The 26,598-nt window shown below is 48.3% G+C and carries 25 protein-coding genes; 11 read left to right on the top strand and 14 right to left on the bottom strand.

The window, feature by feature from the left end; translation table 11 throughout:
* Positions 1 to 10: 10 nt before the first annotated feature.
* Positions 11 to 1,573: a cell division protein FtsZ gene (ftsZ, locus tag AC4BAP_RS12590; RefSeq protein WP_490583013.1), complete on the top strand. Its 1,563-nt coding sequence runs from the start codon at positions 11 to 13 to the stop codon at positions 1,571 to 1,573.
* 100 nt (positions 1,574 to 1,673) lie between these two features.
* On the opposite strand, the gene AC4BAP_RS12585 is transcribed toward ftsZ, so the two are convergent.
* From AC4BAP_RS12585 to AC4BAP_RS12570, 4 genes are all read right to left on the bottom strand, one after another.
* Positions 1,674 to 2,198: an NADPH-dependent FMN reductase gene (locus tag AC4BAP_RS12585; protein ID WP_490583012.1), complete on the bottom strand. Its 525-nt coding sequence runs from the start codon at positions 2,196 to 2,198 to the stop codon at positions 1,674 to 1,676.
* 140 nt (positions 2,199 to 2,338) lie between these two features.
* Positions 2,339 to 3,094: a succinate dehydrogenase/fumarate reductase iron-sulfur subunit gene (locus tag AC4BAP_RS12580; protein WP_490583104.1), complete on the bottom strand. Its 756-nt coding sequence runs from the start codon at positions 3,092 to 3,094 to the stop codon at positions 2,339 to 2,341.
* 111 nt (positions 3,095 to 3,205) lie between these two features.
* A complete protein-coding gene (locus tag AC4BAP_RS12575) occupies positions 3,206 to 5,140 on the bottom strand; it encodes a fumarate reductase/succinate dehydrogenase flavoprotein subunit (RefSeq protein ID WP_490583011.1) in 1,935 nt (644 codons plus the stop codon).
* Between the two features lie 21 nt (positions 5,141 to 5,161).
* Positions 5,162 to 5,848 carry a succinate dehydrogenase cytochrome b subunit gene (locus tag AC4BAP_RS12570; RefSeq protein WP_490583010.1) on the bottom strand — a complete coding sequence of 229 codons (687 nt, stop codon included), beginning with the start codon at positions 5,846 to 5,848 and terminating at the stop codon, positions 5,162 to 5,164.
* A gap of 226 nt (positions 5,849 to 6,074) precedes the next feature.
* On the opposite strand from AC4BAP_RS12570, the gene AC4BAP_RS12565 reads away from it, so the two are divergent.
* The 3 genes from AC4BAP_RS12565 (at position 6,075) to fabD (ending at position 10,273) form a co-directional block, all read left to right on the top strand.
* Positions 6,075 to 8,849, top strand: coding sequence for a T9SS type B sorting domain-containing protein (locus AC4BAP_RS12565; RefSeq protein WP_490583009.1), 2,775 nt, complete (start codon positions 6,075 to 6,077; stop codon positions 8,847 to 8,849).
* A 3-nt stretch (positions 8,850 to 8,852) separates the two neighbouring features.
* Positions 8,853 to 9,278, top strand: a complete 426-nt coding sequence (locus AC4BAP_RS12560) for a thiol-disulfide oxidoreductase DCC family protein (protein WP_490583008.1) — start codon at positions 8,853 to 8,855, stop codon at positions 9,276 to 9,278.
* A gap of 113 nt (positions 9,279 to 9,391) precedes the next feature.
* Positions 9,392 to 10,273 carry an ACP S-malonyltransferase gene (gene fabD / locus AC4BAP_RS12555; protein WP_490583007.1) on the top strand — a complete coding sequence of 294 codons (882 nt, stop codon included), beginning with the start codon at positions 9,392 to 9,394 and terminating at the stop codon, positions 10,271 to 10,273.
* An 80-nt stretch (positions 10,274 to 10,353) separates the two neighbouring features.
* On the opposite strand, the gene AC4BAP_RS12550 is transcribed toward fabD, so the two are convergent.
* The 4 genes from AC4BAP_RS12550 to AC4BAP_RS12535 form a co-directional block, all read right to left on the bottom strand.
* Positions 10,354 to 10,905, bottom strand: coding sequence for a cupin domain-containing protein (locus AC4BAP_RS12550; protein ID WP_490583006.1), 552 nt, complete (start codon positions 10,903 to 10,905; stop codon positions 10,354 to 10,356).
* Positions 10,906 to 11,030: 125 nt separating this feature from the next.
* Complete coding sequence (locus AC4BAP_RS12545) at positions 11,031 to 11,681, bottom strand: CatA-like O-acetyltransferase (protein WP_490583005.1); 651 nt, start codon at positions 11,679 to 11,681, stop codon at positions 11,031 to 11,033.
* Positions 11,656 to 12,330 carry a Crp/Fnr family transcriptional regulator gene (locus AC4BAP_RS12540; RefSeq protein WP_490583004.1) on the bottom strand — a complete coding sequence of 225 codons (675 nt, stop codon included), beginning with the start codon at positions 12,328 to 12,330 and terminating at the stop codon, positions 11,656 to 11,658. The genes AC4BAP_RS12545 and AC4BAP_RS12540 overlap by 26 nt, the downstream gene beginning before the upstream one ends.
* A 92-nt stretch (positions 12,331 to 12,422) precedes the next feature.
* On the bottom strand, positions 12,423 to 13,283 hold the full coding sequence (locus AC4BAP_RS12535) for a bestrophin family protein (RefSeq protein WP_490583003.1): 861 nt from the start codon (positions 13,281 to 13,283) through the stop codon (positions 12,423 to 12,425).
* Between the two features lie 245 nt (positions 13,284 to 13,528).
* On the opposite strand from AC4BAP_RS12535, the gene AC4BAP_RS12530 reads away from it, so the two are divergent.
* The 3 genes from AC4BAP_RS12530 (at position 13,529) to AC4BAP_RS12520 (ending at position 16,359) form a co-directional block, all read left to right on the top strand.
* Entirely contained in the window at positions 13,529 to 14,233 is a 705-nt protein-coding gene (locus tag AC4BAP_RS12530) for an Ig-like domain-containing protein (protein WP_490583002.1), read from the top strand.
* Between the two features lie 96 nt (positions 14,234 to 14,329).
* Positions 14,330 to 14,872 (top strand): RNA polymerase sigma factor, encoded by a 543-nt coding sequence (locus tag AC4BAP_RS12525; protein ID WP_490583001.1) that lies wholly within the window; start codon positions 14,330 to 14,332, stop codon positions 14,870 to 14,872.
* The gene (locus AC4BAP_RS12520; protein WP_490583000.1) at positions 14,866 to 16,359 is read left to right on the top strand and encodes a porin family protein; all 1,494 of its coding nucleotides are present in this window, start codon (positions 14,866 to 14,868) and stop codon (positions 16,357 to 16,359) included. Before AC4BAP_RS12525 ends, AC4BAP_RS12520 begins: the two co-directional genes overlap by 7 nt.
* Positions 16,360 to 16,395: 36 nt before the next feature.
* Here AC4BAP_RS12520 and AC4BAP_RS12515 read toward each other — a convergent pair whose 3' ends face one another.
* On the bottom strand, positions 16,396 to 17,154 hold the full coding sequence (locus tag AC4BAP_RS12515) for an EcsC family protein (RefSeq protein ID WP_490582999.1): 759 nt from the start codon (positions 17,152 to 17,154) through the stop codon (positions 16,396 to 16,398).
* A 566-nt stretch (positions 17,155 to 17,720) separates the two neighbouring features.
* On the opposite strand from AC4BAP_RS12515, the gene AC4BAP_RS12510 reads away from it, so the two are divergent.
* Positions 17,721 to 18,257, top strand: a complete 537-nt coding sequence (locus tag AC4BAP_RS12510; RefSeq protein WP_490582998.1) for a YceI family protein — start codon at positions 17,721 to 17,723, stop codon at positions 18,255 to 18,257.
* A 59-nt stretch (positions 18,258 to 18,316) separates the two neighbouring features.
* Here the strand turns inward: AC4BAP_RS12510 and AC4BAP_RS12505 are convergent, their stop codons facing one another.
* From AC4BAP_RS12505 to AC4BAP_RS12485, 5 genes are all read right to left on the bottom strand, one after another.
* Positions 18,317 to 18,937: a low molecular weight phosphatase family protein gene (locus AC4BAP_RS12505; protein WP_490582997.1), complete on the bottom strand. Its 621-nt coding sequence runs from the start codon at positions 18,935 to 18,937 to the stop codon at positions 18,317 to 18,319.
* Positions 18,937 to 20,016, bottom strand: coding sequence for an ACR3 family arsenite efflux transporter (arsB, locus tag AC4BAP_RS12500; protein ID WP_490582996.1), 1,080 nt, complete (start codon positions 20,014 to 20,016; stop codon positions 18,937 to 18,939). Before arsB ends, AC4BAP_RS12505 begins: the two co-directional genes overlap by 1 nt.
* Positions 20,017 to 20,166: 150 nt before the next feature.
* A complete protein-coding gene (locus tag AC4BAP_RS12495) occupies positions 20,167 to 21,012 on the bottom strand; it encodes an arsenite methyltransferase (protein WP_490582995.1) in 846 nt (281 codons plus the stop codon).
* A gap of 47 nt (positions 21,013 to 21,059) precedes the next feature.
* Positions 21,060 to 21,392 (bottom strand): ArsR/SmtB family transcription factor, encoded by a 333-nt coding sequence (locus AC4BAP_RS12490; RefSeq protein WP_490582994.1) that lies wholly within the window; start codon positions 21,390 to 21,392, stop codon positions 21,060 to 21,062.
* Positions 21,393 to 21,732: 340 nt separating this feature from the next.
* Complete coding sequence (locus AC4BAP_RS12485; RefSeq protein WP_490582993.1) at positions 21,733 to 22,404, bottom strand: hypothetical protein; 672 nt, start codon at positions 22,402 to 22,404, stop codon at positions 21,733 to 21,735.
* 327 nt (positions 22,405 to 22,731) lie between these two features.
* Here AC4BAP_RS12485 and AC4BAP_RS12480 point away from each other — a divergent pair, with 327 nt between their 5' ends.
* The 3 genes from AC4BAP_RS12480 to AC4BAP_RS12470 all read left to right on the top strand — a co-directional run bounded on the left by AC4BAP_RS12480 (position 22,732) and on the right by AC4BAP_RS12470 (position 26,516).
* Positions 22,732 to 23,577 (top strand): aminotransferase class IV, encoded by an 846-nt coding sequence (locus AC4BAP_RS12480; protein WP_490582992.1) that lies wholly within the window; start codon positions 22,732 to 22,734, stop codon positions 23,575 to 23,577.
* Between the two features lie 454 nt (positions 23,578 to 24,031).
* A complete protein-coding gene (locus AC4BAP_RS12475) occupies positions 24,032 to 25,153 on the top strand; it encodes a Fic family protein (protein WP_490582991.1) in 1,122 nt (373 codons plus the stop codon).
* Positions 25,154 to 25,751: 598 nt separating this feature from the next.
* Complete coding sequence (locus tag AC4BAP_RS12470; RefSeq protein WP_490582990.1) at positions 25,752 to 26,516, top strand: oxygenase MpaB family protein; 765 nt, start codon at positions 25,752 to 25,754, stop codon at positions 26,514 to 26,516.
* Positions 26,517 to 26,598 lie beyond the last annotated feature (82 nt).

Below are 26,598 nucleotides of genomic sequence, written 5' to 3'. Positions count from 1 at the left end.
AGATTTTAGCATGACTTCAATGTACACTTTTGACTTACCATCCAGCAGTAAGTCCATCATTAAGGTGATTGGCGTCGGGGGCGGTGGAAGCAACGCTGTAAACCACATGTATAACCAAGGCATCAAAGATGTTGAGTTTATTATATGTAATACCGATGCACAAGCCCTTAAGAGCAGCAGCGTTCCTAACAAACTAGCTATTGGCCAGAACCTGACAGAGGGTCTTGGTGCGGGTGCAAACCCCGAGAAAGGCAAACACGCCGCTCTTGAAAGCAAAGAGGAGATCCGTGAGATGCTAAGCTCCGACACTAAAATGGTGTTTATCACGGCGGGTATGGGCGGTGGTACCGGTACAGGTGCTGCGCCGGTTATCGCTAAAGTTGCCAAAGAGCTTGGTATACTTACAGTTGGTATCGTTACAGCCCCTTTTGCCTTTGAGGGTAAAAAGAAAAAGCTTGCCGCTGAAAACGGTGTAAAAGAACTAAGCGAGAACTGCGACACCATACTTGTGATCCTGAATGACAAGCTGCGTGAGATGTTCGGCAACCTGACTATCCGTGAGGCTTTTGCCAAGGCGGACAACGTGTTGACAACGGCTGCCAAATCTATCGCTGAGATCATTACGGTTACGGCTGAGGTAAACGTGGACTTTGAAGACGTTAAGACGGTTATGAAAGACTCTGGTGCTGCAGTGATGGGTTCTGCTACCACAGAGGGCGAAGGCCGTGCACTGCGTGCCGCCGAAGAAGCGCTTTCTTCTCCGTTGCTAAACAACACTGATATCCATGGTGCTCAGAAAATCCTTCTTTCTATCATGTCTGGCGAGCAGGCTGAACTGGAAATGGACGAACTGACTGAGATCACTGAATATATCCAGGACAAAGCCGGACAGGAAGCTGAGGTTATCTTCGGCCATGGTATCGACTCTTCTCTTGGTCAGAGCATCCGTGTAACTGTTATCGCTACTGGTTTTGCCAGCAACACCGATAACATCATGGAGCCGAAAAAGACAGTTTTTGACTTAGAAAGCCAAAAAAAAATTGAAGTAGCAGAGCCTGCAAAAGCAGAATCTGCTGAAGTAGCTGCATTTGTTGCCAAGCCGGTAGTTGCTCCAATAGCTACGCCACAGGCACAAACCCCTGCGCCGGCACCGGCTCCTGAGCCTGCACCGCAGCAGTATACTTTTGAGCAGCAGCAGCCAGCCCGCAAGCCGGTAGAGCAGCCTCAGGTACAGCGCACTATTTATACTTTGGATGCAAATTCACAGAACGAGTTCTTCGGATCTGTGTCTAGGGATGAAGACCGTGCTACCAGAGAAGCTGATAGAATTGCTGAGGAGCGTGAGCTGATGCAGCGCCGTGCGGAAGAGCGCCGTGAGCGCCTGCGCAGACTAAGCTCTGAGATCACGACTGAAGCCATCAAAGAGAAGCTGGATGTCCCTGCTTACCTGCGCCGCAATGTGTCGCTGGAGAAAGTGTCGCACTCATCTGAGCGCAACATCTCCCGCTTTAACCTGAACGATGACAACGAGATACTTGGCGACAACCGTTTCCTGCACGACAATGTTGACTAAGTATATACATAAAGTATAAAAAGCAGAAAGGGACTCATTTATGGGTCCCTTTCTGCTTTTAGAGGCTTTCTAAAGCTGAAGATCAAGTATAAAGTATACTTTAAAACTTGATAAACTGCTCCACGTGCTGCTCCAATAATTCCTGGTATAGTTTATTGGTTAAACTGGTGCCGTCAAAATTATTTTCGATGTGGGCAAACTTTGGTTTCATGGCCATTATGTGCATGCCCAGGTAATTTAAGATGTCCGTGAGATGACTCAGGGATAGCCCGCTGCCCTGCATACCAGAAGAGATACCGATTAAAGCTCCCTTTTTGTCCCTGAAAGTATTGGGGTAGGAGAGACCGTCGATAAAGGCTTTGAGCACTCCCGGGAACGAAGAATTATACTCTGGCACCACAAATACAAACTTGTCTGCGCTGGCTATCATACTACTGAGCTTGTTAAACGCTTCGTTCTTTCCAACATTATCGTATAAGGCAGAGCTGGTAAAATCAGCAGGGAGGTCGGCCAGGTCAAGTACCTGGTAAGGTATGCCCTTGGCTTCAAGCAAGCCGGCGTACATGTTTACAACTGCCCTTGAGTTGGAGGCAGGCCTGTTGGTGCCGGAAATCAATGTTATCATCAGTTCTTATAAATATTTATACTTCCTCAACACACACGAGCCGTTAAGGTTATACTTTCTGCAAGTATACTGGATATATGGGTAAAGAAAAAGGCGAGGAGCCTGAGCCGCCTCGCCTTTCCATATCTGGTTATTATCGCTTATGCAAGGTTCTCAGAGGTCGCCGTTGCAGAGATATACTCTCTTCTAAGCATAGCAATGTTCTCCAGTGAGATGCCTACCGGGCACTCTGCAGCACATGATCCAATGTTAGTGCAAGCACCGAAGCCTTCGATGTCCATCTGCGCTACCATATTCTCAACGCGTGTTTTGCGCTCTGTCTGGCCTTGTGGCAACAGGGCAAACTGAGATACTTTGGCAGAAACGAATAACATAGCCGAAGCGTTTTTACAAGCTGCAACGCAGGCGCCGCAACCAATACATGTAGCCGCATCAAAAGCCTTATCAGCAATAGACTTCGGAATTGGAATTGCGTTTGCGTCTGGCACACCACCTGTGTTTACAGAGATATAGCCACCTGCCTGCTGAATGCGGTCAAAAGCAGAACGGTCAACTACAAGGTCTTTGTGAACCGGGAAAGCAGCTGCTCTCCATGGCTCGATGGTGATGGTGTCGCCGTCTTTGAAGTGACGCATGTGCAGCTGGCATGTGGTGGTGCCGCTCTCCGGGCCGTGTGCACGGCCATTGATGAACAAGCTGCACATACCGCAGATACCTTCGCGGCAGTCATGGTCAAAGGCAATTGGCTCCTCGCCGTTACGAAGCAGGTCTTCGTTCAATACATCCAGCATTTCCAGGAACGACATGTCCGGAGAGATTCCCTTTACCGGATACGTTACCATTGAACCTGCTGCGTTTCTATCTTTTTGGCGCCAAACCTTCAGTGTAAGGTCCATCGGTTTAGCATTTGGATTACTTCCAGCCATTTTATTTTAATTATGAATTACGAATTATGAATTACGAATGAGTTAATAAGTCATTAATCATTCATAATTATTCATTATCAATTACTTATAGCTACGCTGCGTTAGCTTCACGTTTTCGAACTTCAGTTCTTCCTTATGCAGCACCGGCTCGTTGCCAACACCTGTAAACTCCCAGGCTGCCACATAAGCAAAGTTCTCATCGTCGCGCAGGGCTTCGTTCTCTGGTGTCTGGTACTCCTCACGGAAGTGGCCACCGCATGATTCGTTTCTGTGCAGCGCGTCATCCACCATCAGTTCGCCAAGCTCCAGGAAGTCGGCAACACGGTAAGCTTTCTCCAGTGTCTGGTTAAGCTCCTCGTTTACGCCAGTTACCTTCACATCCTGCCAGAACTCATCGCGTAGCTTACGGATCTCCTGTTTCGCAAACGTCAGGCCTTCGGCGTTACGGGCCATACCGCAGTAATCCCACATGATCTGGCCAAGCGCCTTATGAAAATCGTCTACAGTGCGGCTACCGTTAATGCTTAACAGTCTGTTGTTTTTCTCAACAACCGAAGCCTCGGCCTCTTTAAAGGCAGGGTGGTCCGTGCTGATTTTATCGTAAGGCGTTTTAGCCAGGTAATCACCGATAGTGTAAGGTATAACGAAGTAACCGTCAGCCAGACCCTGCATCAGGGCAGATGCACCAAGGCGGTTTGCACCGTGGTCAGAGAAGTTACACTCGCCGGTTGCGTACAGGCCTGGAACTGTAGTCATCAGGTTGTAATCTACCCAAAGGCCACCCATGGTATAGTGAACAGCCGGGTAAATACGCATTGGTCTTTCGTATGGGTTCTCGTCTGTGATCTTGGCATACATTTCAAACAGGTTGCCATACTTTGCTGCGATAGCCGGCTGGCCATCACGTCTGATAGCATCTGCAAAGTCAAGGTATACTGCCAGGCCAGAAGAACCTACACCGCGTCCTTCGTCGCAAACAAGCTTCGCGTTACGCGATGCCACGTCACGAGGAACAAGGTTACCGAAAGCAGGATATTTACGCTCCAGGTAGTAATCACGGTCTTCTTCTTTAATATCGTTAACAGAGATCTCACCTTTTCTAAGTCTCTCTGCTATCTCTACTGTTTTAGGTACCCACACACGTCCATCGTTACGAAGCGACTCAGACATCAGTGTAAGCTTAGACTGGTAACCGCCTGATACCGGGATACAGGTTGGGTGAATCTGCGTGAAGCAAGGGTTAGCGAACAAAGCGCCTTTTTTGTGTGCTCTCCAGGCAGCGGTTGCGTTAGAGCCCATCGCGTTGGTTGACAGGTAGAATACGTTTCCGTAACCACCAGTAGCCAATACCACCGCGTGTGCACTATGCGACTCGATCTGGCCTGTGATCAGGTTACGCACCACGATACCGCGTGCCTTACCGTCCACTAGTACCACATCCAGCATTTCGGTGCGAGGGTACATTTTTACCTTACCGTAAGCGATCTGGCGGTTAAGGGCAGAGTATGCACCCAATAACAGCTGCTGTCCTGTTTGGCCACGGGCATAGAATGTACGCGACACCTGCGCACCACCGAACGAACGGTTGGCAAGCAAGCCGCCATACTCACGCGCGAAAGGAACACCCTGCGCCACGCACTGGTCGATGATGTTTACAGACACCTGCGCCAGACGGTAAACGTTGGCCTCGCGTGCACGGTAGTCACCGCCTTTGATCGTATCGTAGAACAAGCGGAAAATGGAGTCACCGTCGTTCTGGTAATTTTTTGCTGCGTTAATACCACCCTGCGCGGCAATCGAGTGCGCACGGCGCGGAGAATCCTGGAAGCAGAACGCCTTAACGTTGTAGCCAAGCTCACCGAAAGTAGCAGCTGCAGAGGCACCGGCAAGGCCTGTACCCACCACAATGATATCATATTTACGCTTGTTAGCCGGGTTCACCAGCTTCACATCGAATTTATGCTTCTCCCACTTTTCGGCTAAAGGGCCTTCCGGGATTTTAGAATCTAATATCATAGTAAACTATATTCAGTCTAATTATAACTCAAAGAAAAAGAAGAAGTAGATCGGGATAATGGCGAAGCCAAGGCAAACGATCACCGAGAACGCATATCCGAACTTCTGGATAAATGGCGTATACTTCTTGTGTGTAAGGCCCAGCGACTGGAAAGCAGACTGGAAACCATGGATAAGGTGATAAGCAAGTGCCACCATTGCCAGCACGTAGATAAGCACATACCACCAGATCTGGAACGACTCTACCACACGCAGGTAAAGGTTGTCATACTCTACATCTTCTACCACAACACCCTCCAGGCCGCCAAAACGTGCCGGAACAAAGAAGTTCCAAAGGTGGATGATCAGGAACACAAGTATAACCGTGCCCAGTAGACCCATGTTACGGGAAGACCAGGGGCTGTTCTCCTCAGGGTGGTTGTTGGCGTAGTTTACCGGCCTTGCCGCCTTGTTTTTACGGGTAAGCACAATTGCATCGTAAATATGGAAAAGGAAGCCCAGCAATAGGACAATTTCCATGGTGCGGATAACAGGGTTGGTGCCCATAAAGTGAGAGTAAACGTTGAAGGCTGCACCCCCGTCGTTTTTGAAAAGCTGCAGGTTACCAATCAGGTGCACCACCAGGAAAGAGCACAGGAAAAGACCCGTGATCGACATGATGATCTTGCGTCCGATTGTACTGGAAAACGTTTTAGTAAACCAATTCATCTGTATTAGTTGTAGGTTAATGAATGATGCTTTTTTAATTGCTCAAAGGTACTAGCGAGGCCATTATAAAACAATTTTAGGTTAATATTTTGAATCAATCTAAATTGGTACTGCGTAGGACAGAAAACCTTTACTATGTAAACCTGCTTTTCTTCCGTTTGTTAACAATAAAATCGAAGTTTTTTAGTTTACTTTATAGCTGATTATACCGCCAAACCCGAGTTATATGCCAAACAATTTACTCAAGAGGTATCTGCTGCATGGCGGTCTGTTGTGGGTGTTGATATTGCTGATTGGAGCTTTTACAGAAGCGCAGGCCACGCACATTAGAGCAGGAGATATTACTGCTAAACGGGATACTACACCCAACCCGAACCCTTTACGCTTTTTCTTTACCATGAAGATCTACACCGATACGCCCTCCAATGCCGAGGACCCGGTGGCACAGATAGCAATGGGTGACGGTACCGTACTAAGCGTGCCGCGCATAGGGCCCGAAATAGTAGTAGGCGACCCAGCAGACCAGGTTACGCTGGCATTATACAGGTGGGAGTACACCTACCGCGCCCCTGGCACGTACCGTGTCTCCTGGACAGGTATAAACCGAAACCCAAGTATACTTAATATAGCCCCGCCTTCCGATCAGGTAACGTTCTTCATCTCCACCACCATAAACATCAACCCCCTTCGTGGTTTTAACAGTACGCCGGTTTTAACAGTGGCCCCAGTAGATATGGCTGCCGTTGGACGGGTGTATGTACATAACCCAGGCGCTTTTGACGCAGACGGTGACAGCCTTGCTTTTAAGCTACGTGTGCCACAGCAACGCACAGGGGCTAATGCAGAGCCAGCTAATGTGCCCGGCTATGTGCTGCCGAACCTGTTTGGGGGTGGCTGTTCACGAGCTTCAGGCAGCGGGACCTCTACCCTGACCATCGATGTCCGGACCGGGCAGCTTGTCTGGGACGCACCCTGCGTAAAGGGTGAATACAATGTAGCCTTTGTGGTGGAGGAGTGGCGTGTATCTCCGGGAGGTGCCGTAAAAATAGGTGAGGTGGTCCGTGATATGCAGATCATTGTAAAGGAAACGCCCAATAGGCCTCCGCAGCTAGCCCCGAAAGATACCTGTATCATAGCGGGAACCACACTTATCGGAAACATCAGGGCCACAGACCCTGACAACGACTTCATTCGCCTGACGGCGAGCAGCGGTATCATACCACCGGCCACTTTCAGGCAAACCAGCAGCAACGCGGGTGTGGCAACAGGCCTGTTTACCTGGTCTACTACCTGTGCAAACGTGCGGGAGAGGCCATACCAGGTGATCTTTAAAGCCGAAGACATACGGCCGCCTAGCGAGACCAAACTGGCCGACCTGCAACCCTGGAACATCACCGTGGTTGGGCCACCGCCACAAAACCTGTTGGCCACCGCCACCAACCGCACCGCTACAATCACCTGGGACAGGTACATTTGCCAAAACGCCTCCACCATCCGGATATACCGCCGGGAGGGGCCATCTGGCTTTGTGCCTGACAAGTGCCAGACCGGTGTGCCGGCCAGTACCGGCTATGTGCTGATAGGGGAGGTAGCGGCCAGTGAGATCACGTTTACCGACGACAACAAAGGGGCAGGCCTGAAAGCAGGTGTGGAGTATTGCTACATCATTTATGCGGAGTTTCCGGGACCGGCCAGGGGTAAAAGCCTTGCTTCTAACGAAACCTGTATCACTGTTGAGCAGGACATCCCTTACCTGACAAACGTGACCGTAGACAGAACTGACCGCACCAATGGGCAGATAACTGTTAAATGGACGCAGCCACGCGATGTTTCCAAGCTGACGCAGCCCCTGGAGTACCGCCTGTTCCGTAAGGAGGGCATGCAGACAGGCACCGGCTTTGTGGAATTGAAACGCACCCAGGACATGAGGGATACCGTTTTTGTGGACCAGGGACTAAACACTGTAGAGAAAGCCTACCGGTATAAGCTGGAGTTCTACCAGGCTCCAACACCGGGTGCACAACCAACGGAGCTGCGCGAAAGCACCGAGGCCTCCAGCGTGTTCCTGACAGTTGCGCCTGCAACCGGCGACCAAAAGGAGATAACCCTGAACTGGACCTACAGCGTGCCATGGATGAACCAGGGCAGAAGGCACCGCATTTACCGTGAAATAAACGGCACGTTTACATTGATAGACAGTGTAACAGCCACAGCAACCAGCGGCACTTACGTGGACCGGGGCACTTTTAACAACCTGGCCTTGCAACGTGGCGTGCAGTACTGTTACTATGTACAAACAGTGGGTACTTACGATATCCGAAATGTGCCTTCGCCGCTTCGGAACAACAGCCAGCGCGTGTGTGCCACCTTGCCCAAGATTGTGTGTGCGCCAATTCTAAGTATTCAGCAATTAGATTGTGCAGCCTTTAGCCAGAACCCTACGCAGCCGCCATACCAGAACGTACTGAGCTGGGTGCCGCAGATTACCGGGGAGTGTACCGATCAGATCGATTTCTACACGGTATACTTTAAACCTACGGATAACGAGGAGTTTGTTAAACTGGCCACCACCAAGGAAACTACCTTTGCGCATACTGGCCTGCAGTCGTTTGCGGGTTGCTATGTGGTAACGGCCACCGATGTAAGAGGTATAGAAAGCCCGTTAAGCAACGAGGTTTGTAACGATAACTGTATTACCTTTATCCTGCCAAACATCATTACCCCGAACGGTGACGGCCTGAACGATGTGTTCCGTCCGGATAAACGGGCAGCCTTTATCAAGAGCATGAAGTTCAAGGTGTTTAACCGATGGGGCGTGCAGGTATTTGAGAAAACGGCCACTACCGGCGACGATGTGTTCATTAACTGGCGTGGCGTGGACAAGGACGGCAACCGACTCACTGATGGCGTATACTATTACGAGGCTGAAGTGGAGTTCTTTACCAGAAACCCTGCTGAGTCGAGGAAGAAGTATAAAGGCTGGGTAGAGATTGTAAGATAATTCATGATTCCGGATACAAGAGAGAAGCTAAAAGGAAGAGCCATCGTTTTTTACGATGGCTCTTGCGGCTTTTGTCAGGGCAGTGTGCAAGTGGTGTTAAAGTATAACAGGCGGCAGGATTTATACTTTGCCGCGCTTCAATCCGGTATGCTGCAGGAGTTGGTGCCGGGCTCCCAGATTCCTGACCCGCTGCCCGATTCCATACTTTTCTGGGAGAACGGCAGGCTTTACGCTGAGTCTGAGGCAGTGCTTCGAATTGCCCGATACCTCAAATTTCAGCTTTCCATACTTTACTATTTCCGGTTTATTCCTTTATCTTTCCGCAATTTTGTTTACCGCTTTATAGCCAGGCACCGCTACAAAATTGCAGGCCGCACCGACAGCTGCATGCTGCCAAGCCCTGCACAGCGCGCCAGGTTTATAGGGTGATTTTATTGTTAAATTGTTGTAGGTTAAATTGTTGATTTGATATGATTAACAATTTTAGCTATTTATCAATTTAACCATTTAACAATTTAGCCATTTACCAATTTAAAATACAGATGAAAAAAGCATACGTTTTCCCGGGACAGGGTTCTCAGTTTGTAGGCATGGGCAAGGACTTGTATGAGCAGCACGAGAAGGCACGCCAGTTGTTCGACAAGGCAAACGAGATCCTTGGCTTCAACATCACGGAAATCATGTTTAACGGCACCGATGAGGAGCTGAAGCAGACAAAAGTAACACAGCCGGCTATATTCCTGCACTCTGTTGCACAGGCAGCGGTTGCCAAAGATTTTGCCCCTGATATGGTGGCAGGTCACTCATTAGGTGAATTTTCTGCATTAGTTGCCAGCAAAGTATTGAGCTTTGAGGATGGCCTTAGACTAGTGTCGAAGCGTGCTTTGGCGATGCAGGCCGCCTGCGAGGCTAACCCATCCACGATGGCGGCTATACTTGGCTTGGAGGATGAGAAGGTTGAAGAAGTATGCGCATCCGTTGACGGCGAAGTAGTGGTGGCAGCCAACTACAACTGCCCTGGGCAGCTGGTGATCTCTGGCTCAAACAAAGGCATTGAGATCGCCTGCGAAAAAATGAAAGAGGCCGGTGCCAAGCGTGCGCTGCCATTGCCGGTAGGTGGTGCTTTCCACTCGCCGCTGATGAAGCCTGCCGAGGAAGAGCTGGCAAAAGCCATTAACGAAACCACTTTCAGCAAAGGTATCTGCCCGATCTACCAGAACGTGGACGCCATGCCGCACACAGACCCTGAGGAGATTAAGCAAAACCTGATAAAGCAGCTTACAGCACCTGTTCGCTGGACACAGTCGGTGCAGCAGATGCTTGCCGATGGTGCCACCCACTTTATCGAGTGCGGACCAGGCAAAGTGTTGCAGGGTCTTGTGAAAAAGATAGAGCGTACTGCCGAGGTAGGCTCTGTAGAGTAAGTCTTTACTAAGTATAAAGTATAACCGCCGCTGTCCAGTTACTGGACAGCGGCGGTTTTTTATTGGCAGTGACAGCCGGATCAATGATTATGGCCATACTCCTGAGCCTCTTTGTATGTTTTGTGGCGCGTGCCTGACGGGTGCTCTGCTGGAGTATAAATAGAGTATAACTTTAGCTCTTCTTTTCCGGTGTTCTTAATGTGGTGGTAGTATCCGGCGGGTATCAATACTGCCCAGTCATCCGATACTTTTTGATCGAACGTTAAGTCATTCTCAGCCTTACCCATGCGCACCTGCGCTTCTCCCTGTTCTATCCTGATAAACTGGTCTACATTGGGGTGCACCTCCAGGTCTATCTCTTCGCCAGGCTTAAGCGACATCAGCACCATTTGCAGGTGGTCTCCTGTCCATTTTGTGTCCCGGTAATTGGTGTTGTTTATGGTGGCCTTTTCTATGTTAAGCGCCCAAGGGGTTTTACCCAGATCACCGGTTTTCTGTGCTGTTTCAGGCTTATTGGCTTGTGCCATACTTGCTACGCTTGCTGTCTCGGTATTAGTGCTGTTATCGTTGCAGGCAGGCAGGAGGAAGGCGGCCAAAAGGCAGGCTTTGGTAAGTATAAGTGTGCGTTTCATAGTGCAAGGCTTTCTTAAATAAACGATAGCCAGGGAATTGTGTTTACCAGTCTGTTGCACCTTACCATGCCTTATTTTACCGTGGGCAGCCCTGCTCCGAGCCGGGTAATCACCTCAAAGCTATTCTAAACTAAGGCATTTATACTTGCCTTCATGTTTTCGATAAACAGGTGGATGTGATAACCGTCGACCAGCGCATGATGCACCCGCACACTCATCGGAAGTATAACCCGGTCGGCTCTAAACTCCAGCATACCGAAGGCCAGTTTAGGCACCGCATCGTTCGGGTCGTCTACGTGGGCATGCTCCATGCCTTTTAGCGGGAACCAGGGCAGCGTGGTGGCGTGTATCAGGTCCGGGCCATTGTAACCGTAAAACAGCCTGTTGCTTTGCTTTACCTCAGCCACTATTTCAGAGGCCTCTTTGCAAAATAAACGCAGGTCGCGGTGGTGGGGCAAGTGCACAAACGAAACTGTTTTATTGTTCTTCAGCACGGTGGTGGAGATATCAACGGCCTCATACTTTACAACCTCATCGCCCTCAAGTCTTAGCAGGAAATTCTCGGTGGCGCGTATGCCTTCAGTGGCCGCATGCAAATAAGCCAGAAACACCGATAGTTTCTCTTTTTTAGCATGGTGGTATAACGGCGTGATATCAATTTCGGAATGAACATTGAAAAATGGCTGGGTAAAAGCCCTGAAGAAATGAAAGTGCTCTTCGCGTTCCCAGCCTTTAACCTCGAAGCGGGTTTTATTGTATTGTGTTTTCGTATGCATGTATTTTCTGCTGCAGTTTTTGCAGGTTTATTTCCTTGATGATTATTTGATGAGTGACAATGATCAGTTCGTCCTCCAATTCTGCCAGCAGGCGGTTCAGGTTACGGCCTGATGTGCCTAGCGCCTCGGCCAGCAAAGGCTTGGAGATCTGCAACTCATTTAGCTTGGAAAACTCCCGCAGCATGATCATGAGCGAGTATAAAAGCTTGTTGGTGCTCTGTATGGCTGCCTTCTGGGATGTGTTCAGCAACTTGGAGATAACATTGCGGTGTATGAGCAGGTTGAAATCCGGCTCCTGCGAGAGCATCTTTAGAAACTGCTCAGTCGAAATTTTCCAGAAGCTGCAGTTGGTTACCGTTTCTACAGTGCCAAAGTGGTGCATGTCCATGATTGCTTCCACATCGCCGAGTACTTCGCCTCTGTCAAAAATGCCCAGAGAGTATACCTGCCCCAGTGTGGTGGTGCGGGTTACTTTTACCAGCCCAGACTGAAGTATGAAAACACCGTGCGGCTTGCCATCCTGCTGCAAAAGTGTATGCTGCGGGGAGTGCTGCACACTGCTGATGCCATACTTTGCAAGCAGTTGCTGGTGCGTTTGCATGTAATGCGTAATGGCGGTGCGGTATGCGGTTAATAGTTGCTCTTGCATGCCACAAAGGTAAGGCTTACTGCTGAAGCCCTAAAAGGACATTTGTCCGGGAAGTATAAAAAAATGATGCAGTGTTTTAACCACTTGCCCCGCTAGCTCAGCAGCTCCGCAACGTGTTTGCGTATGTTGTGGCATATCTGGTCGGTGGGCAGGTCGTTGTCGTCGGTGCCAAACGGGTTTTCGATCTCTTCGGCAATAAGCTCCAGACTGGCCAGTGCATACATGATAAGTATGACCACCGGTATAATGTAATAGCCCAGGCTAAAAGCCCAGCCAAAAGGCAGCGTGATCACATAAAAGAAAACGAACTTTTTAATGAACACACTATAAGTAAAGGGTATGGGAGTGTTTTTGATACGCTCACATGCACCGGTATGGTCAGTGAGTGCCTTTACATCGTCGCTCAGGGCCAGCATCTGGGCAGTTGTCAGGGCGCCGTTTTCGTGCAGGGCGTTTACCCGGCTGTAGATGGCGGCAGCTATCTGGTTGGGCAGGTGCCGGCCGCGTTTCAGGTCCAGTACAGGGTCCAGTTCATCAAAATTCTCGTTTTCGCGGAGCAGGTTTTTAAGGGCAAAGGCAAAGTTCGGTATCATCAACCTGAAAAACCGCCGGTCATCCTCCGATTTCAGCATAGCATTTACTTTTATTGCCAGATTGCGGGAGGTATTGGTGAGGCCTCCCCATACTTTGCGCCCTTCCCACCAGCGGTCGTAGGCGGTGTTGGTCCTGAACACAAGCAACAGCGATATCACAAAGCCCAGCACACTGTGCATCATACCCACATTCCGGATAAACTGCGACTCCTCAATGTCCAGGTAAGTTAGTTCGAAGTAAGCAATTGCCCCAGCGTATAAGCCAACCGCTACCATTAGCGGCAGCAGCCTCCGAAACGTGTCGGCACGGGTAATCCTGAATATAAATTTAAACCAGTCTTTGGGGTTATAGTTTATCACAGCAAGTATGGATAGGGTTTATACTACATGCCACAGGCCATTAGCCCACAAGCGAGCAAAACGAATATAGAACATGCAAGATACAAAATATTTTATGGAACCGGTTTAGTATGTTTTGCTGCTTGTAATTGATTGTTAGTCTGAGTTTTAAAAGTATATTTGTGCTGTTGTTTTGGTTGGGGCAACCCTTTTCATCCACCTTTGGTCTTAGAGGTATAAGCTTTGATGCAGCCATATAAAAAACTATGAACCACCTTGCCGGAAATATCAAAAAGCTAATTATACTTCTCTTTGGAGTGGCTTTTTTCGCCGCCTGCGACCAGTTTGAAGAAGACGTGGTGCCTGTTACGTTTGGCGGGGACCTGAGGGTTAACCCGGACGTGCTTTACCTATACAATAACAAAACCAGCAGATTGCATAGCGCTGCCAACGATACCATCATCTCCTTTGATAAAATTACCTACAGTGCTCCTAAAAACGGGGTGCTGGTGCCAAACTTTGATGGAGTAGAAGGAACGATGGGCTACAGGCCTAACCCTGGGTTTGTAGGCACCGACAGCCTCACATACCAGGTTTGCAGCGGACAAACCTGCAAGTCTGCCAAAATAAAGTTTTTTGTAAGAGAGCCCCTCGACCCGATGAACTGCACCACTACCGTTGCCCCGGACTTTGTAACCACAAAGGCTGGAAAACCCAAGGAGATCAGGATATATTTAAATGACCGCATCTGTGCTTTTGGCAATATCTCAACAAGCCTGGGCCAGCCTTCCAATGGTACGCTGGCGCACTACAGCTACTATGAGGGCTATGACAATGATGTACTGATCTATACGCCTGATAAAGGATTTAAAGGGACTGACTCTTTTAAGTATAAAGTATACCCCAGAGGTTACAACGGGAACAACCCCAATGAATACCTGGAGGCGGAAGTAAGGATAACAGTTGAATAATCTTCGGTGTCTGGTTGTAATGCCAGAATGTTTATGGCAGGTAATTGATGCATTGTATCGTGTGGAGTAAAGTTTGATAGCGTAACTGGTAAAGGATTGTACACCGAGGAAGAAATTATTGCGGGTTGTAAGCAGGGTAAGGCACTCTTTCAGGAAAAGCTTTACCAGTTGTACTCGCGTCGGATGATGGCGGTTTGTGTCCGGTACACCAGCTCCAGGTTCGAGGCGGAAGACATTTTTCATGAAGCGTTTGTAAAAGCCTTTAAAAGTATAAACTCGTATAACGGAGGCTCGTTTGAAGGCTGGATGCGCCGAATTTTCGTGAACACAGCCATCAACCATTACCATAAAAATAAAAAGTACCAGGAGCAGCTTGACTACAGTACCATTGAAGAGAACACGGCGTCCGGAGAAGACATCGTGAGCCAGATAAACAGTCAGGAGCTGCTACTGCTGATTAACCAACTACCCGAGGGTTACAGAGTGATCTTTAACCTGTATGTGATTGAGGGGTACAACCACCGCGAGATAGCCGATATGCTGGGCATTGCGGAGGGAACCTCAAAGTCACAGCTGGCGAAGGCCAAAAGCCATTTGAAAAAAACGCTGTTAAAATTTTCAATATCTGAGCAATGCTAACCGATAAAGAACTGGAGGAAATACGGCGTAAACTGCTGGAGCTCGAAGAGGAGCCCCCTGTAAACGGCTGGAAAAGCATAAAAGCAGAAGTGCAACCACCGGTTACCAACTGGCGACCTGTCTGGTGGTTTGGGGCAACACTTTTACTGCTGCTGATCGGTACAGGCGTATACTTTGCATCAGATAACGATAACAATACCCTAGTGCCGGAAATGTCAGCGGTGCGTTCTCCACTAAATGAAGTTCCGGCATCCGGAGGTGACCTGCAGCAAACGGATACTGAACAAGCCAACACCGCAGCCCAGGAAAACAAGGGCAAAAGTACACAGGAGCAATTATTGGCAGGCAGGCAGGTTCAGGCCGCTGGCTCTACGCAGGCTCAGGCTGCAAAAGGGGCAGGGGACTCGCCGCCAGGCAAACCGGAAGCGCCTGCCGGTAGAGTTATCACAAAAGCCCGGTCTCCTGAAAAACTGTTTAGCGGTATACGGCTGCAACCCCCAAAAACACCTCTGGACTCTGTTAACGCTGAAAAAGCAGCTGACGGAAGCCAGGGGAATTATACTTTAAGCGGGGCCACAGATAGTTTAGCACAAAAAAACACGACCATTGCTGCGAGTGGCAGCCTTCAGGAACAGAACACAGTAGCCAGAGACAGTGGGGCTTTGGCAGAGCCTTACCTGGCCCTGCAGCCAGTAGCAACCGATTCTGCGGCGTCACCAGCCCTGGATCCGGAAAAGAAAGAAAAGCCTGCAAAACCTAAAAAGGAAAGAGCTGTGCTGAACGATCCTTCGGGGTGGGCAGTGGGCGCATACTTTTCGCCGCGTTACGCCTTCCGGAAATTCTCACCAAACGGTGACGACGCTATTCTGATTACCCGACTCAACACCAAAAGCCAGCTAGACCCGGAACGAATGGGGTATGAGGCTGGGGCAAGTATAAGTAAGTTCGTGAAAACCAATATGAGCCTGGAAGCTGGCCTGTCGTTGGTTAACCTGAAAGAAAACGTTGATTATACCTATACTTCAGGCCAGGTATCGGGGAGCCAGATGCGGCAGACCGCAGATGGCCAGATCGTGGTAGAGGCAACTCCTGTAATGGAAGAAAGGCAGCTGCTCAGCTCTTATACTTATGGCGGAGTACGCGTTGGTGTTAACTATTTCTTTCTTCAAAATCAGCGTACCAGGCTTAACGTTACCATGGCTGGAGGCATGAACCTGCTTGTAAGAGGCAGAACCAGCGATTACAGAAACGGAGAATGGATAGAAACTGTGGAGTTCCCGGATAAGGATAACCTGCTGGAGCAGTCTAATTACAACCTGTTAGTGGGGGTTGGCTATAACGTGGCACTGCACCCGAAGTATGAGTTAACGGTAATGCCGGCCCTTAATTACTTTTTGGGGTCTACTTTTAAAGAGCGTGAGCCTTTTGGCTTAAGGCCTTATACTTTAGGCGTAAACCTGCAAGTTAAAAGAGTGCTGGGTTGGTAAGTAGAAAGCGCCTTTGAATTTATACTTTAGTATGAATTAGTCTCTCTCAGGAAATGAAGCGGACCTAAGTAACTGCTGTTCTTTCCAGCGCATGCGGTAAGCATTCATGGCGGTTGCGCCAAGTTTTTTAACAAGCCTGTAATTGACTACGGCCCCAACCGGGGCGCCTATCAGGGGTATCATCTGGGCCATTTTGGCAAGATCGATGTAATCGCGGTACTCCTGTTGTAAGGCACGCCAGTTAAAATCGTGTATGTCCTCGGGGAGGTGCAGTTTCTGCGTTTCCCAGTCCACCATTTGCTGGTATACTTCTCGTCGGTGCTCATGGCTGCTAAAGGCCAGCTGAAAAATGTGCAGCAAGTATACGCGTTCCCTATAATCTGTGGCATCGTAACCGTAAATAGCGGCAATCTCAAAAAGCAGTTTCAGTTTCAGGCTAAGCAGCAACGGAAAATCAGCCAGGCCCAGCAGAATGCCACCTGCCCCCGTAACACCGCCTTCGGCAGCTGCGGCACTTTGGTAAAACTTGATACGCTCCTGCACCATTATCTCCCTTTGCTGCAGGTTCAGGCCCTCGAGTGGTTTGGTAGTAATAAAGCCAGCTCCAAACAACATACCCCGAATCATTTGCTTGATGGTAGCAGTGATAGCTGCATGTACTTTATCCGGAATGTAGCTGTTTAGCTTGTACTGCATCTTTCGGGCAACTGCATTCATAAACGTGGGTGGGCGCATCATCTCCTGCTGCCAGGCATTCAGCTCTGCCGAAACAAAATTATTGTAAGTGTTATGCATGTTGTACAGGGTGCGCCAGGATTGTAAAATCGTTTTTTCCCGAAATAAATTAGCCGGTAAAGTAAATATACGGAGCTCACACAGATTTTATACACAGCCCTGTTCTTGCTGCCTCTCACTATCTATAAAAACTGCTTAACTCAGGTTGTGAGATACAACAGTTTGAATAGTTATAAGGGCAACCCACCCCTGAGCCACAATGCCGTCAACTTAGGGCGAAGCTGTCATTTCGACCAGAGGGAGAAATCTGGAGTATTTCCTAGTATCGCATTATTTCAGATTTCTCACTAGCGTTCGAAATGACATTTTTTTCATAAGTTGACGGCACTGGGGCTAGGGGTTCCATTCTTAGAATAAGAATCACACAACTTGGATTACTTAAGAAATAAAATATCAAGGAGAGAAAACTATGAAACATAAATTAATGTATATACATTTGATGTATGTACTTATAATTTGTAAGTTTGAATAAAGTATGAGATTTGATTCAACTTATGCGTATGCATGATAAGTATAATACACGACGTGGAGAATAAACCAATAACTAATACATAAATACAGAAACTATGGCAACAACAAAGTGGGTAGTAGACCCGGCACACAGCGAAGTACAGTTTAAAGTGAAGCACCTCATGATCACGACTGTAACAGGGTATTTTAGAAAATTTAATGTGGAAGTGGAGACAGAGGACGAAGACTTCACGAAAGCATCCAAGATCCTGTTCACGGCAGATGTTGATTCGATAGACACGAACAACGAGCAGCGTGACACCCACCTGAAGTCACCGGACTTTTTTGATGCCTCAACGCACGATGAGGTTAAATTTGAAGGCAAAACCTTCGAGAAACTATCCGAGAACGAGTATAATCTGGACGGTGAACTGACTATACGCGGAACATCAAAACCAATAACGGTAAATGTGGAGTATGGAGGAATTGTAGTTGATCCTTATAACCAGACAAAAGCCGGTTTTACAGTAACAGGCAAGATCAACCGCAAGGATTTTGGTTTAACCTGGAGTGCCGTAACCGAGGCCGGCAGCGTTGTGGTAAGCGACGAGATAAAGTTAAACGCAGAGATACAGCTGGTAAAACAAGCATAAGTAAGTGATATTTAAAACAGCAGCGGCGGCACCAGGTAGTATGGGCCGCCGCTGCTGTTTTATACTTTACTGAACACGTAAAGCATTTCGCGGCCAATTTGTTTTGCCCTTTCCAGGTATACTTGTTCCTGTTCCGAGGTGCCATCAGAGATTTTAGGATCTTCATAGGGTATTGCCAGTCGTTTTTCGGCTCCCTCCACAAAGGGGCAGTTTCCATCGGCTTCGGTACAGGTCATGACAGCGCAGAAACCAGTAGCAGGATTAGCCTCGTGGTCATACTTTTTTGACCATACTTTAACTGGTGCAGCATTATCCGCAAAGTATACTTTGTAGATGGGGTTACTGTCGTTGTTTTCTTTTTCTATCTCAAAGCCGAGTTCCTGCATAGCCTTAACAGCAGCGGGGTAAAAAGCCGTGGCTTCGGTGCCACCTGAAAACGTGACTACATCATCTAGCTTGTAATAAGTTGCCGCAGCCTGTGCCCAAAGCTGTGCCATGTGGCTGCGGCGTGAGTTATGGGTACAGATAAACACAAGCCTGACAGCCTGACCTGCTTTCTTCTTTTCCTGTATGTAGTTGCTCAGGTGCTGCAATAATTCTTTGCGCGCTTCCGGTATCTGTTGAAAGGAAGCGGCCAGTTCAGCTGTATTTTTGGCGAGTGTGGGTTTCAGGCTTGTCATTACGCAGTTTGGGTAGGTTTCTCTTTTAAGTATAACTTCTTTCTGAGCCAAAAGGCTACATTTACCAGGGCAATCAGGGCAGGCACCTCCACCAATGGCCCAACCACACCCACAAATGCCTCGCCGGAGTTGATGCCGAAAACGGCAATGGCTACGGCAATTGCCAGTTCAAAATTATTGCCAGCTGCTGTAAAAGCCACAGAGGCGTTTTCAGAATAATTGGCGCCAGCCGTCTTGCCCACAAAAAAACTCACCAGAAACATGATGGCAAAGTATAAAACCAGCGGCAAGGCAATGCGCAGCACATCAAAAGGTATGCGCACAATCAAGTCTCCTTTCAAACTGAACATCACGAAAATGGTAAACAGCAGTGCAATAAGCGTGATAGGGGAGATGGCAGGTATAAATTTATCCTGGTACCATTGCTGACCCTTTAACGGCACAAGTATAGCCCGGCTCAGCATACCCGCTAGAAAAGGTATGCCCAGGTAAATGGCCACACTTTCGGCTATTACCCCCATCGAGATATCTACGATGGCTCCTTCAAATCCAAAAGCAGGAGGCAGTACGGTAATAAAAAGCCAGGCATAGAAGCTGTACAGGAATACCTGGAATATGCTGTTCAGGGCAACAAGGCCGGCTGCGTATTCCCGGCTGCCGTCGGCCAGGTCGTTCCAGACCAATACCATGGCAATGCACCGGGCCAGGCCGATAAGTATAAGGCCTGTCATGTAGGCTGGCTCGCCGCGCAGAAAGGTGATGGCAAGTATAAACATGAGCAATGGCCCGAAAACCCAGTTAAGCAACAGCGACAAGCCAATCACTTTTTTATTCTGGAAAACCCTAGGTAGCAAGCGGTAATTCACTTTTGCCAGCGGAGGGTACATCATCAGGATCAGGCCAATGGCTATGGGCAGATTGGTAGTGCCACTGGACAAAGAATTTACATACCCGGAGCTTTCAGGTATAAAGTAACCAACTCCCACCCCGGCCAGCATCGCCAGAAATATCCAGAGTGTAAGGTAGCGGTCCAGGAAGCTTAGCCGTTTTCGGTTGTAGGCAGGAGCACAGTGTTCCATGTAATTGATTGCTGATTGTTTATTGCTGATTGTTGATTGTTGTTCACAACTGATTGTCATCCCCTACCCCCTTCAAAGGGGGACTTACTCTCAGGCTTCCTACTTGAGAGCAGGGGGATGATAATCACCTGAATAAATATAACCTATACTTTAACAGCAGCCGGCGCCTGGCTCGCAGCAACCTGAAGTTGCAGGTTTGTCGCCGTATACCGTGATGCTGAAAATGCCGGTGTTGCTATTCCTGAATGCCTTGATCTCCTCTTCATTAAGGTAATCCCGCAGAATCTCATCAGGTACTTCTATGGCTTTCTCTTTCTGTACAGTAATATTCACAAATCCAGCTTCGCTAATTATTTGTAAGTATTCTTCTTTCTGGATGGCTCCAGAAACGCAGCCTGCATACATTTCGCTGGCTTTAACCAAGCCTTCAGGCAACTCGCCTACCAGCACCACATCCGAGATACTAAAGTGCCCGCCTGGCTTTAGAACCCGGTACGTTTCAGAGAAAGCTTTTTGCTTGTCGGGTACAAGGTTAAGCACACAGTTGCTTACCACCACATCGGCACGGTTGCCGGCAATTGGCAGGTCCTCAATCTCACCCTGGCGGAACTCTACATTATTAAATCCTAGCTTATCGGCATTTTCACGGGCTTTTTTGATCATCGCCTCTGTCATGTCCACACCTATCACCTTGCCGCTTTCGCCTACAAGGGCACGCGCTACAAAGCAGTCGTTGCCGGCCCCTGAGCCGAGGTCTATTACCGTGTCGCCTTTTTGGATCTGGGCAAACTCGGTTGGCAAGCCGCAGCCAAGACCCAGGTCCGCATCGGCAGTGTATCCCTCAAGTTCTGTGTAGTTATCAGCGAAAATGGCGTAGTCCACGGTGCTGCAGCCTGTAGCCCCGCAGCACGATGCCGCGTTCTGGTCTTTGCTCTGGTTGGCAATCTCGCTATACTTTTCGCGTACCATTTTTTTTAGTTCTTCTGCGTTGTCCATAGTCTTTAAATTTATCGGTATTTTACGATCAATAAGATTAAATTTTTTTAACAGCAATTTGTAGTGCAGGGCTTATACTTGCCAAACATTACCTGTAATAACTGCTGGGCCTCAGCCCATGCCTGCGAGTCAATACAATAGCATACTTTTTTGCCTTCAATGTCGCCTTTAATTAAGCCGGCTTCCTTCAGTTCTTTCAGGTGCTGCGAAACCGTAGACTGCGACAGTGGCAGTTCCTCTACAATATCGCCGCAGATGCAGGAAGTGCGTTCCAGCAGTATCCGAAGTATGGCAATGCGGGCAGGGTGGCCCAAGGCCTTGGCATACCTGGCAATCGTGATGTCGGCAAGCGTAAATTCTTCTGTTTTTGTAGTTCCCATAATTTTATTATCGTAAAATTACGATTGATTGTTGCAAATAGCAAATATTTTTATCGCATAACTGTGGCCGGGCCACCCCGTGACTGCGCCTGGGACAGGCTGGCCTAGTTGGATTGCAAATCCACAGGTATAACAAGTCACGGATCACGGATCCGCGCCAGCAAAATAGTAGAATGAAACTGTCTTGCTAAGAAGAGGGGAATTTCCTTAAACTTTTGTGAGATTCCCCTCTTGAGAGGGGTGCAGGGGTGTGTAATCGTAACTTAAGTTAATTGGCTTAAACAAAGAGCCCCGGAGAGATTATACTTTCCGGGGCTCTTTGTTTTATACTTTCAGAAACTTAGGCCATTACTTTTTTTTGTAAGGCAGCAATTTCCTGGTTCAATTCATCGATACGGTTCATTTCTGTCTGCAGATCGCGCTTCAGCTTAAGCTCTTTCTCGCGCGCAGATTTCTTCACTTCCTGCAGTTCGGCATCAATTTCATCGTAAGCTCTTCTTTTCTGGTCGGTTACTACCTTGCTGTTTTTATACTGATAGTAGAACACGGCAGCTATAATCAGCAGCAAGCCGATAACCGAGAACATCATGATCACAAAAACCTGCTTCGGGATGTATAGGATACCGAAAACGGAAATGCTGTCGCTTTTCTTTACTTCCTCGTCCTTCAGGGCATTGTCTTTCTTCAGCGCTTCGATCTGCGCCTGCTGTTCGTCTATTTTGGCCTGCGCCTGATCCAGTTCTTCCCTGGAGCCGCTTCTGGCTTTATCAAGCTTCGTCTCGGTTGCTTTGATATTTTTCTCTACACTGTTCCAGAAAGCATCCAGTGAACTAACACTTACCACTTTGTATTCTTTACTGCCCTCTCTGTAACTGTTGGCATCGTCTTTCAGGCTCTTAAACTGAGTTTGTAACTGGTCAGAAGCTTTCACCTCTTTAGCTGCTGTGTCCTGAGCCTGCGTAGATACTGCAACAGACGACATAAAAGCCAGGGATAAAACAAGTGCCTTCATAATCTTAAACAATTCTTTAAGTACATTAAAAGGTTGAAAATAACCAGCGCAGTCAAAATCAGGGATTTAACCACCCGGCCAGGTAACTGTACCTGTTAAGCTAAACACTATAAAGGAATCATTATTGTATTTAGTTCGAAGAAAACCTATAATTTTTAAAAATCAAACTTTTATGATTGTATATTTTTAATAATTTGCTGCCTCAGATCAAAGATTCTTATAATTTTAAGAATTTAAAAAGATTAAATCAGATTCAGGGGCTTAGGTACTAAACCCTAAATAAACGGTACATTTATCGCAAAACAGCTGCTTCTTAAATCGGACCATATGGCAACACTTCAGGTTTTTATTAATAACGCATTTCATCCTGCCCCACAGGCCACCTTGCATATCAGCGACCTGGCTATTCAGCGCGGTTATGGCGTGTTCGATTTTTTTAAAGTAGACGGGAAAACGCCGCTGTTTCTGGAGGATTACCTAGATAGGTTTTACAGCTCTGCCAGCCAGATGTACCTGCAGGTGCCTTATGAACGAGAGGAGTTAAAAGCCATATTAATGGAGTTGATAAAACTGAATAACCTGGAAGAGTCGGGTGTGAAGATGATCCTGACAGGCGGTTATTCTGACAACGGCTTTGATCCGGGCAAACCAAACCTGGTGGTGCAGCAGCAACCCTTGGTTTTGCCTGGTGCAGACAAAGTGGAGAAGGGCATCAGCATAATAACATACGAATACCTCCGCGATTTTCCGGTGGTTAAAAGTATAAACTACACTACCGGCATACGGCTGCTGCACCACATGCGCGAACAGCAAGCCGAGGAGGTGCTCTATCATAGCGGCGGCATCGTTACAGAATTCCCACGCTGCAACTTTTTCATCATCACCCAGGATAACGTGGTCGTAACACCCTCCAGGAACATACTGAAAGGTATTACCCGCAAAAATGTGATGGCACTGGCTGCTGCAAAGTATAAGGTAGAAGATCGGGATATTTTATTGGAAGAAGTATACCAGGCCAAAGAAGCTTTTCTTACAAGCACTACCAAACGCATTTTACCCATCGTGCAAATAGACCACCGCCAGATCGGCAATGGCAGGACAGGTGATATTACGCTGGAACTGCTGCAGGATCTGAAAGGGTTGGAGCAGAAGGTGAAAAGAGGGGTTGTGTAATGTTTGTTATTAAAGTTGGCAGAGTTTAATAGGAAGTTTGTTTCCGCATTTATTAAAGTAGGCCTGCGCACTAAGTTTACCACATGAACACTTCATGGTGGTAGTAGTAAGGAATAAGAAATGTCTCATTTTTACTGTCAGAAAGTGGGGTACTTACATCTGAGTGTACAGCACCTTTACTTTGTGAAGAAGAAATAAAAGTCCATCTCTAATATCGTCTCAAATAACGGCAGTTTTAGGGAACACTTACACCTCTTCAAGCTAGGCACAGCTACTCTTGGGAAAGGTGATTTTATACTATGACCAATTCAGCCATTTAGTAAACCCATCCATACTTTGAACCGCAATTAGCCTAGGAGCGCGTAGGAAAAAGCAGGTGCGGAGATTAATTTACTTATTCTCCGCATATTTGCGGTAAATAAAGTGTATATTCACCGCTTCTTCTTTTTGATTCATGAGCTACTACATCTACCACCATCCGCACTGGCCCCAGTTTAGCTGGGACGAGGCCGGCCTCTCACCGCTGCTGGGGGAGGTGCGCTACGCGCAGGGCCGCATCCGCGGGCGCATGGAGGCCCTGGGCTTTTCCGTACGCTCCGAGGCCATGTTGCAGACCCTGACGCAGGACGTGCTTAAGTCCACTGAGATCGAGGGCGAGCTGCTCGACGCCGACCAAGTGCGCTCCTCCATCGCCCGGCGCCTGGGGCTGGACATCGCCGGGCTTATTCCAGCGGACCGCGACGTGGAGGGTGTGGTGGAGATGATGCTCGACGCCACGCAGCGCTATAAAGAACCACTCACCGAAGAGCGGCTATTTAACTGGCAGGCATCCCTCTTTCCCACGGGCAGAAGCGGCATGTATCCTATACTCACCGGCACTTGGCGCGACAACGCCAAAGGGCCCATGCAGGTGGTTTCCGGACCACTGGGCCGGGAGAGGGTGCATTTCCAGGCACCCGATGCGTCTCTGCTGGAGGCGGAAATGCGACGCTTCCTGGCCTGGTTCAACTCAGAGCAGGAGCTAGACCCGGTGCTTAAGGCGGGTGTGGCGCACCTGTGGTTTGTCACGCTGCATCCCTTCGACGACGGGAACGGGCGGGTGGCCCGGGCCATCACCGACATGCAGCTGGCGCGGGCAGAGCAAAGCAGCCAGCGCTACTACAGCATGTCGGCCCAGATCCGGCAGGAGCGAAGCGCCTACTATGCCATCCTGGAGAGAACGCAGAAAGGGCCGCTGGACATCACCCCCTGGCTGGAATGGTTTCTCTCCTGCCTGCACAGCGCGCTGCATCTGGCAGAGGAAAAGCTGGAAACGGTGCTGGAGCGGGCCCGCTTCTGGGACGTGCACGCCGCCACGCCCTTGAACGAGCGGCAGCGTCTGCTCATCAAAAGGCTGCAGGAGGGGTTCGTCGGCAAACTCACCTCCTCTAAATGGGCCAAGATCGCCAAGTGCTCCCAGGACACGGCCGGGAGAGACATACAGGATCTGATCAGGAAGGGCATTTTGGTCAAAGAGCCCGGCGGGGGGCGAAGCACTAGCTATGCGCTGGTAAGCCACCCGGACCGATGTGATTAAGGTGTTTTATCCTTATAACAATAAGAGTATTACTTCTTATTTTGAAATACTATTGCCTTAAAAGAAATAGAATGACGTTTAGAAACTTTATCAATTTGATCATTGCAATGATTGGCTGTTCTAAAGCTTCAGATCAACTATTAGGAAACTGGGCTCTGGGGGAGAACGAGAATGTAGAATTTACCATTTTAGAGCACAATCAAATTAAGTATTTCGAAGATGAATATATCTACAATTACAATGCTGATAATAATATATTATCAATTAGTGATTCAGGTCAATTAATATCATCGTATCAAATCCTAAATACTTCGGAAGACAGTTTAGTGTTAAGGACAGAGAATAAAAATATCTTACGGTATGTCAAAATAGATTAAAACTGAGTCTCTCTACTGGCGCGGGCTTTTGTTTTTCTGACTTATTACATATAGTGTCAAGTCTTGATAGTGTTTAGTCCTGGAATAGCCTATCTCATAAATCAAAAGACATGAAATCGAAACTCCCCGGTGTAATAATTTGAAAGTGTATTCCCACGCCCCACCAATATCAAATTCCCTGTGTTTCTGCACGTTTTTACCCTGTGTCTCGTTCTAAAAACATGAAGATGTTTGTAAGCGAAAACTCGGTTGTGCGCCAGATCTGGGGCAAGAGCGATACGGTGCTGTTTATTTTTGCAGGAGCCTCTGCCGAGTTTGCCCTGAACAAGGCCGTGGACTGGCTATACTTTACCGGACGCCTGCCAGCCGACCCATTGGGCCGCTTGTTTTCTACAGTAGGCTATGCCCGCCAGATAGTCTTTTCTACGGAGCAGGTAGCGCACCACGCTATCGATAAAATGGCCTCCATACATGCCGGGGTAGAGCAGAAACGCGGACAAAGTATACCTGACTGGGCCTACCGGGATGTGTTGTATATGCTGATCGATTATTCTATAAGGTCTTTTGAATTGTTGGAACGCAAGCTAAGCAACAAGGAAAAGGCAGAGGTGTTTGATACCTTTTACAGGGTGGGTAGTCGTATGGGCTTAAAAGAACTTCCAAAAACCTACCAACAATGGCTAACAGACAGGCACTCACACCTGGAACAAAACTTAAAGAAAAGTGAGTATACTTCAGATCTGTACAAACAGTACCGGAAGCATCTGGGGCCAGTCAGGTACTTGTTGCTGCTGGAAGCGCAAAAAGTTGTTACGCCTAAACTTGTAAGCCAAATGCTGGGGTTGGGTAAATTCTACTGGCTTATACCCATCCTGACTATCTATAAACTAACCCGTAAACTCAACCTCGACTGGTTATTGAAAGAAGCCATACTTCCGGGGGCGTACAAATCTGAAATAAAAGCGCTGGACCACCTTCCGGTTTAGTTAAAGTATAAGTGTACCCAGAGAACTTTAATGCCGCAGACCGGACAAAGTTTAAAATGTTTTCATGTGGCAAGATCCAACT

The organism is Pontibacter sp. GD7, from assembly GCF_058216375.1.
Note: the sequence above shows the minus strand (reverse complement) of the source record. Positions and strands in the feature narration are given on the sequence as shown.

Bases quoted from the DNA above. Each gene is read 5' to 3' on its own strand.
- AC4BAP_RS12475 (WP_490582991.1), top strand. From the start codon at position 24,032: ATGAGCTACTACATCTACCACCATCCGCACTGGCCCCAGTTTAGCTGG.
- AC4BAP_RS12545 (WP_490583005.1), bottom strand. From the start codon at position 11,681: ATGCATACGAAAACACAATACAATAAAACCCGCTTCGAGGTTAAAGGC.
- AC4BAP_RS12565 (WP_490583009.1), top strand. From the start codon at position 6,075: ATGCCAAACAATTTACTCAAGAGGTATCTGCTGCATGGCGGTCTGTTG.
- AC4BAP_RS12580 (WP_490583104.1), bottom strand. From the start codon at position 3,094: ATGGACCTTACACTGAAGGTTTGGCGCCAAAAAGATAGAAACGCAGCA.
- AC4BAP_RS12485 (WP_490582993.1), bottom strand. From the start codon at position 22,404: ATGAAGGCACTTGTTTTATCCCTGGCTTTTATGTCGTCTGTTGCAGTA.
- AC4BAP_RS12530 (WP_490583002.1), top strand. From the start codon at position 13,529: ATGAACCACCTTGCCGGAAATATCAAAAAGCTAATTATACTTCTCTTT.
- AC4BAP_RS12505 (WP_490582997.1), bottom strand. From the start codon at position 18,937: ATGACAAGCCTGAAACCCACACTCGCCAAAAATACAGCTGAACTGGCC.
- AC4BAP_RS12560 (WP_490583008.1), top strand. From the start codon at position 8,853: ATGATTCCGGATACAAGAGAGAAGCTAAAAGGAAGAGCCATCGTTTTT.
- fabD (WP_490583007.1), top strand. From the start codon at position 9,392: ATGAAAAAAGCATACGTTTTCCCGGGACAGGGTTCTCAGTTTGTAGGC.
- AC4BAP_RS12575 (WP_490583011.1), bottom strand. From the start codon at position 5,140: ATGATATTAGATTCTAAAATCCCGGAAGGCCCTTTAGCCGAAAAGTGG.
- AC4BAP_RS12550 (WP_490583006.1), bottom strand. From the start codon at position 10,905: ATGAAACGCACACTTATACTTACCAAAGCCTGCCTTTTGGCCGCCTTC.
- AC4BAP_RS12480 (WP_490582992.1), top strand. From the start codon at position 22,732: ATGGCAACACTTCAGGTTTTTATTAATAACGCATTTCATCCTGCCCCA.
- AC4BAP_RS12510 (WP_490582998.1), top strand. From the start codon at position 17,721: ATGGCAACAACAAAGTGGGTAGTAGACCCGGCACACAGCGAAGTACAG.
- AC4BAP_RS12570 (WP_490583010.1), bottom strand. From the start codon at position 5,848: ATGAATTGGTTTACTAAAACGTTTTCCAGTACAATCGGACGCAAGATC.
- AC4BAP_RS12495 (WP_490582995.1), bottom strand. From the start codon at position 21,012: ATGGACAACGCAGAAGAACTAAAAAAAATGGTACGCGAAAAGTATAGC.
- AC4BAP_RS12470 (WP_490582990.1), top strand. From the start codon at position 25,752: ATGAAGATGTTTGTAAGCGAAAACTCGGTTGTGCGCCAGATCTGGGGC.
- AC4BAP_RS12520 (WP_490583000.1), top strand. From the start codon at position 14,866: ATGCTAACCGATAAAGAACTGGAGGAAATACGGCGTAAACTGCTGGAG.
- AC4BAP_RS12490 (WP_490582994.1), bottom strand. From the start codon at position 21,392: ATGGGAACTACAAAAACAGAAGAATTTACGCTTGCCGACATCACGATT.
- AC4BAP_RS12540 (WP_490583004.1), bottom strand. From the start codon at position 12,330: ATGCAAGAGCAACTATTAACCGCATACCGCACCGCCATTACGCATTAC.
- arsB (WP_490582996.1), bottom strand. From the start codon at position 20,016: ATGGAACACTGTGCTCCTGCCTACAACCGAAAACGGCTAAGCTTCCTG.
- AC4BAP_RS12515 (WP_490582999.1), bottom strand. From the start codon at position 17,154: ATGCATAACACTTACAATAATTTTGTTTCGGCAGAGCTGAATGCCTGG.
- ftsZ (WP_490583013.1), top strand. From the start codon at position 11: ATGACTTCAATGTACACTTTTGACTTACCATCCAGCAGTAAGTCCATC.
- AC4BAP_RS12585 (WP_490583012.1), bottom strand. From the start codon at position 2,198: ATGATAACATTGATTTCCGGCACCAACAGGCCTGCCTCCAACTCAAGG.